Origin of the sequence: Micrococcus sp. HSID17227 (genome assembly GCF_003989405.1) — a bacterium.
GTDB classification, from domain to species: Bacteria; Actinomycetota; Actinomycetes; order Actinomycetales; family Micrococcaceae; genus Micrococcus; species Micrococcus luteus.
The window spans coordinates 1-6,223 of record NZ_RBLN01000121.1; the positions used below are offsets into that span (position 1 = coordinate 1).

Here is a 6,223-nt window from a genome sequence, read left to right on the forward strand (position 1 = left end):
TCGGCCTCGGCCCGCTCACGGCGCTGCCGCTCGTCCTCGGAGTCGACGTGCTCGGCGCCCGTCGTCGTGGCCGCGGCGGCGTGGGCGTGCTCGCCCTCGCCGTTGCCCCGGCGCCGGCGACGACGGCGGCCCTCCGCTTCGCCGCGCTGCTCACCGCCGGAGCGGCCCCGCTCGACGGGGGTGTCCTTGATGATGATGCCGCGGCCGGCGCAGTGCTCGCAGGTCTCCGAGAACACCTCCACGAGCCCGGTGCCCATGCGCTTGCGCGTCATCTGGACCAGGCCGAGCGAGGTCACCTCGGCGACCTGGTGCTTCGTGCGGTCCCGGCCCAGGCACTCCACGAGACGGCGCAGCACGAGGTCGCGGTTGGCCTCGAGCACCATGTCGATGAAGTCGATGACGATGATGCCGCCGATGTCCCGCAGGCGCAGCTGCCGGACGATCTCCTCGGCGGCCTCGAGGTTGTTCTTGGTGACGGTCTCCTCGAGGTTGCCGCCGGAGCCCGTGAACTTGCCGGTGTTCACGTCCACCACGGTCATGGCCTCGGTGCGGTCGATCACGAGCGAGCCGCCGGAGGGCAGGTACACCTTGCGCTCGAGCGCCTTGTGGAGCTGCTCGTCCACGCGGTGGGTGGCGTACAGGTCCTCGCCGTCGTGGTCCTCCGGCACCCAGTGGTGCAACCGGTCCAGCAGGTGCGGGGCCACGTAGGTCACGTAGGCCTCGATGTTGTCCCACGTGGCCTCGCCCTGCACGAGCATGGCGGAGAAGTCCTCGTTGAAGACGTCGCGGACCGTCTTGATGGTCAGGTCCGGCTCGGCGTAGAGCAGCTCGGGGGCGAGCACCTTGGTGCCGGACGCCTTCTCCTGGATGCCCTCCCACTGGGCGCGCAGACGGTTGATGTCGTTCTGCAGCTCCTGCTCGGAGGTGCCCTCGGCCGCGGTGCGCACGATCACGCCGGCGTCCTGCGGCAGGTGGTCCTTGAGGATCTTCTTCAGACGCGAGCGCTCCACGTCCGGCAGCTTGCGGGAGATGCCGGTCATCGAGCCTCCCGGCACGTACACGAGGTAGCGGCCGGGCAGGGAGACCTGGCTGGTCAGACGGGCGCCCTTGTGGCCCACCGGGTCCTTGGTGACCTGGACGAGCACGGTGTCGCCGGACTTGAGCGCGTTCTCGATCTTCCTCGGCTTGCCGTCCAGCTGGGCGGCGTCCCAGTTGACCTCGCCCGCGTAGAGCACGGCGTTGCGTCCGCGGCCGATGTCCACGAACGCGGCCTCCATGGACGGCAGCACGTTCTGGACCTTGCCCAGGTACACGTTGCCGATCATCGAGTCCTGCGTGGTGTGCGAGACGAAGTGCTCGGCCAGCACGCCGTCCTCGAGCACGGCGATCTGGATGCGCTGGTCGCGCTGGCGCACCAGCATCTTGCGGTCCACGGCCTCGCGGCGGGCCAGGAACTCGGCCTCGGTGATCACGGTGCGGCGACGCCCGCCCGAGCGGGAGTCGCGGCGGCGCTGGCGCTTCGCCTCGAGCCGGGTGGAGCCCTTGACGCTCTGGACGGTGTCCGAGGCGGTGCTCACGGCCTGGCGCGGCGCGCGCACGCGGGTGACGGTGTGCTCGGGATCGCCGGCCTCGCCGCCGTGGGCTCGTACTCGCCCGGCGCGAAGTACCCGTGCTCGCGGTAGATCTCAAGGCGCTCGAGGATCCCGGCCTGGTCCAGCTCCGGGTGGAACTGGGTGGCGTACTGGCGGGTGCCGAGCCGGAACATCTGCACGGGGCAGTCGGCGCCCTCGGCGAGCAGCACCGCGCCGGGCGGCAGCGCGCTCATCGCCTCCTTGTGGCCGACGTACGCCGCGAACGTGCGCGGGACCCCGGCCAGCAACGGATCCGCGGCACCCTCGTCGGTGAGCGTGACCTCGACGGGCGCGGCCGATTCGCCGTACGCGTTGTCCACGACGCCGCCGGCGTGCCGGCCCAGTGTGCCGACGCCGTAGCAGCAGCCGAGGAACGGCAGGTCGCGGCGCCGGACGACGTCGAGCATCCGGCCCAGCTCCGCCTCCACGGCGCGCTGCACGGGGGACTTGGTCTCCTCGGGATCGGTGCCCGTGAACGGGCTGCCGGGCAGGATCACGGCGGCGACGTCCGCGAGCTCCGCCTCCCAGTCCAGGCCGTGCGTGGCCACGTCCGGGCGCTGCACGACGCGGTCCAGGCGCAGCACCCGCAGCCGGCCCTCCGGATAGCCGCCCAGTCGCTGGACGGCCTCGACCTCGGCGGCCGCGGCGTCGTCTTCGGGGCGCGTCTGGACGAGGAGGAACGGCCGCGGATGCGGGCTCGGGACGGCGCCGGTCGGGGTGGTCATCTCGGCAGACTAGCGGGGCATCGGGCCGGGAGGGCGTGACGGCGTCGCGGGGCGTCGTCGGGGGCGGGTCGCGGTCAGCGGTCGGCCCAGGGGCGGGCGTCGGAGGCCCACGGCAGGGGACGGACGCGTTCCTCGGGCAGCGGGTCCGCGGCCAGCCGGCCGTAGAGGTGCACGTCGAGCCGCCGCCCGCCCGCGCGGCGGCGGCCGCGCTGCGTGCCTTCGTGACGGAGCCCGGCGGCCCGGGCGACGGCCCCCGCCCTCGGGCTGTCCGCCCGCTGGGCCAGTTCGATCCGCTCGAGGTCGCCCTCGGCCAGTTCGGCGCCCGCCACGGTGGTCGCCGCACGCGACATGATCGCGTCCCCGCGCCAGCCCTGATGCAGCCAGGCGGTGAGCGCGCCGGTGCCGTGCGCCTCGTCGCGCACGACGGCGACCAGGCCGATCAGCGTGTCCGTCCCGCGCTCCACCACGGCGACGGCGTCCGTCCCCTCCGCCTGGACCAGTCCGTCGACGTAGGCGCGGGCGGAGGCGTCGTCGGTGACCTCTGCGGGGTCGGCCATGCCGACGGTGCCCGCGTGGAAGGCCGCCAGGACGGCGGGCGTGCCCGTGGCGCGGAGGGGGCGGAGCTGGGCGGGTGCGGGGCCGGTCATGCCGGGAGCACAGCCCCGACTGGGGCTGGGAAGTGAGGTGTGCCACACGAGCCGCACCCCGGAGGGCGTGTCAGCGGGGACGGGGCCGGCCCTCGACGCCCGTCCCGCGGCCGGACCTCACCGGCGCGTGGCGGCCTTCGCCTCGAGCTCGTCGGCGAGGGTGCGCAGCGTGCCGAGCTCCCGGGCGATCCGGGAATCCAGGTCGGCGTCAGTGAGCGTCTCAGACCCGCCGCGGGCGCGCAGGTACAGCAGCTGGTCGAACCGGGCGCGGCGCCACTGATACTCGGCCTCGGCGTCGCGGGCCTGCAGGGCGCGGGAGATCTCCCGGTCGTAGAGCGGCGGCTCGTTGAGCTGGCGCTGGCGCACCTCGAGCACCCGGGCCGCCCGGCCCGGCTCGGAGGGGACCTCGTCCGCCTCGAGCAGGCGCCGACCGAGGTTGGCGGCGGCGATGTGCTCGCCCTCCTCGCGCAGGATCAGCGACGCCAGGGACAGCGCGGCCTGGATGGACTTCCACCGCCCCACGGCCCCGTCCCACGGCAGGTTCGTCAGCAGGCCCAGGGTGGCTAGCGTGCCCTCGGTGTCCTCGTGCAGCAGGTAGAGCCGCTCGGCCATGCCGAACACGTCCTCCAGCTGGGAGCCGGAGCGCAGGTTCAACCCGTGGGAGAGCCGGGCCGCGGTGGCGGTCAGCTCGGTGTCCTCGAGGTGGCGCTTGCCGACGGCGACGATCCGCTCCTCGGGGGACCCCGCGTCCACGGGGGAGAAGGTGGTGTCCGGGACGGCCCTGCGCTCCTCCGGGCGGTCCGTGCGGACCCGGATCACGGAGCCGTGGGCGATCTTGACCTCCCGGCCGCCCTCGAGGGTGGCGATCACGAGCGCGGGGGTGCCGAAGTCGTCCCGCATCACCCGGGTCGAGGCCACGGGCGGGGCGGGCTCGCCGCGGCGGGTCAGGAAGCTGTCCCCGGGCTGCACGTCCTGGGACTTCAGATGGCGGAGGTAGCCGCCGACGACCGGTGCCATGCTCAGCGCCCCCATCCCACGTGGGCGAGGGCCTGGCGCACCAGGTCCCCGCGGCCACCGATGAACTCGGCCTGGATGTCCTCGCCGAGGGCCTCCTCGGGGGTGAGCCAGGTCAGCTCGAGCGCGTTCTGGCGCGGCTGGCACTCACCCGTCACCGGCACCACGTACACCAGGGCCACGGCGTGCTGGCGGTCGTCCGTCAGCCCGGTCTCGGACGGCGCCGGGAAGTACTCGGCGACGGTGCAGGGGACCACCGACGGCGGCAGCTGCGGGAACGCGAGCGGGCCGAGGTCCTTCTCCAGGTGGCGCATCAGCGCGGCGCGGATGGTCTCCCGGTACTGGACGCGTCCGGAGACGAACGTCCGCTGGAACGTGCCGGTCTCGTCCGCCACGTAGAGCAGGCCGATCTCGGTGACGTAGCCGAGGGAGTCCAGCCGCACCGGGATGGCCTCCACATACACCATGGGCAGCCGGCGCCGGGCCTCGTAGAGGTCCTCGTCGGACAGCCAGCCCGGATTCGGGTCGGGGGTGCGCACGCTCATGGTTCTGTTCTACCGGAGTTCCGCGCCGGGGGCACACCGGGTCCCGCGTGTTCCGCTCACCACTTGGCTCGGAAGTACTGCCGGGCCATCGGCACCTGCTCCGAGGGGACGTCGAGCGCGAGGGCGGCCGCGGTCGGCCAGTTCGGGTTCGCCAGGGCGGCGCGGCCCACGCAGACGGCGTCGGCGCGGTCCTCGTCCACCACGGCCGCGACCTCCTCGGCGCCGGTCAGCGAACCGACGGCGGACACCACGATCCCCTCGGTGCCCTCCTTCACGGCGGTGGCCAGCGGCACCTGATAGCCCGGGCCCTGGGGGCCCTCGTAGGTGTCCCCGATGCCCGCGGAGGACAGGTCGAACCAGTGCACCTGCCCCTGCAGCTCCTGCGCCAGGCGGACGGTCTCCTCGATGCTCCAGCCGCCCTCGACCCAGTCCGAGCCGGAGATGCGGATGCCGAGGACCTTGTCCGCGGGCCACACCTCGCGCACGGCCGCCACGACCTCCTTGAGGAAGCGGGTGCGGCCCTCGAAGTCCCCGCCGTACTCGTCGGTCCGGGTGTTGGTCAGCGGCGAGAGGAACTGGTGGATGAGGTAGCCGTGGGCGGCGTGCAGCTGCACGGCGCCGAAGCCGGCACGGTCGGCGCGCTCGGCGGCGTCGGCGAAGGCCTGGACGGTCTCCCGGATCTCGTCCACCCGCATCGCGTGGGTGCGGATCTCCATGGAGTTGGTGGCCACGCCGGAGGGGGAGAGCGTCTCCCAGGAGTCGGGGCCCTCGAGGATCGGCTGCCCGGCGGGCGCGCCCGGGTGCATGGGGACGGTCGAGGCCTTGGCGCCGGCGTGGCCGAGCTGGATGGCGGGCAGGGCGCCCTGGGAGGCGATGAACTCGGCGATCGGCGCCCACGCGTCCCGCTGCTCGTCGTTCCACAGGCCGGTGTCCCACGCGGAGATGCGTCCCTCGGGGGTGACGGCGGTGGCCTCGGCCACCACGATCCCGAAGCCGCCGGCCGCGCGGGCGCCCAGGTGCTGGAAGTGCCAGCCGTGGGGGACGCCGTCGCGCGCCTCGCACGAGTACTGGCACATCGGCGGCAGGATCAGGCGGTTGCGCACGCGCACGCCGTTGATCTCGATCGGTTCGAAGATCGCGGGCACGGCGGGGGCGTCGGTCTGCGGGGTGGCGGTCTGAGTCATGCACCCCACCCTACGAGCGGGTCCGGACACGGGAGGGCTCGCGTCCGCCGCGGGCGGAAGGGCGGGCCGGCCCGTGCGACGAGAGAAGTCGTCACCGCTGCTGCGTCCACCCCTACCCTGGGCCCATGCCCTCCTACCGCGCCCGCCTGCAGATCGGCGACCTCCTGCCCGGCCACCGGCCCGAAGAGGTCATGGACCTGGCCGAGGCCGCCGTCCAGGCCACGCACGTGCTCGCGGCCAAGGACATCGAGGTCGTCGCGCGCGTCCCGCGGATCGTGCTGCGCTTCACGGTGCCCGGCTCGCACCGGGCCGGCGAGGACGCCGAGGCCGCCGAGGTGGCGCGGCGGATGGCGGAGGCGGTGTCCGGCGTCGCCGGGACGGGCCGGCTGGCCGTGCTCCGCCGCGACGGCTGCCGGTGGGTCCCGGTGCCCGCTGGGCTCGGGCGCTGAACGGGGCCGGGCTCAGGCGCCGGCCGGG

General features: G+C 74.0%; 6 protein-coding genes and 1 pseudogene. 1 reads left to right on the plus strand and 6 read right to left on the minus strand.

Going from position 1 to position 6,223, the window contains the following annotated elements:
• From D8M29_RS07365 to D8M29_RS07390, 6 genes and pseudogenes are all read right to left on the minus strand, one after another.
• Positions 1-1,637 (minus strand): annotated as a pseudogene (locus D8M29_RS07365) (Rne/Rng family ribonuclease); the annotation flags it as partial.
• Positions 1,574-2,356: a glutamine amidotransferase gene (locus D8M29_RS07370; protein ID WP_238693348.1), complete on the minus strand. Its 783-nt coding sequence runs from the start codon at positions 2,354-2,356 to the stop codon at positions 1,574-1,576. The gene D8M29_RS07370 and the pseudogene D8M29_RS07365, both read right to left, overlap by 64 nt.
• Before the next feature lie 74 nt (positions 2,357-2,430).
• Entirely contained in the window at positions 2,431-3,003 is a 573-nt protein-coding gene (locus D8M29_RS07375; RefSeq protein ID WP_127445876.1) for a GNAT family N-acetyltransferase, read from the minus strand.
• 117 nt (positions 3,004-3,120) lie between these two features.
• The gene (locus tag D8M29_RS07380) at positions 3,121-4,020 is read right to left on the minus strand and encodes a DUF6707 family protein (RefSeq protein WP_225941407.1); all 900 of its coding nucleotides are present in this window, start codon (positions 4,018-4,020) and stop codon (positions 3,121-3,123) included.
• Between the two features lie 2 nt (positions 4,021-4,022).
• A complete protein-coding gene (locus D8M29_RS07385; RefSeq protein WP_036316089.1) occupies positions 4,023-4,562 on the minus strand; it encodes an NUDIX hydrolase family protein in 540 nt (179 codons plus the stop codon).
• A 56-nt stretch (positions 4,563-4,618) separates the two neighbouring features.
• Positions 4,619-5,746 (minus strand): NADH:flavin oxidoreductase/NADH oxidase, encoded by a 1,128-nt coding sequence (locus tag D8M29_RS07390; protein ID WP_036339859.1) that lies wholly within the window; start codon positions 5,744-5,746, stop codon positions 4,619-4,621.
• A gap of 125 nt (positions 5,747-5,871) precedes the next feature.
• On the opposite strand from D8M29_RS07390, the gene D8M29_RS07395 reads away from it, so the two are divergent.
• Positions 5,872-6,195 (plus strand): hypothetical protein, encoded by a 324-nt coding sequence (locus tag D8M29_RS07395; RefSeq protein WP_127445877.1) that lies wholly within the window; start codon positions 5,872-5,874, stop codon positions 6,193-6,195.
• Positions 6,196-6,223 lie beyond the last annotated feature (28 nt).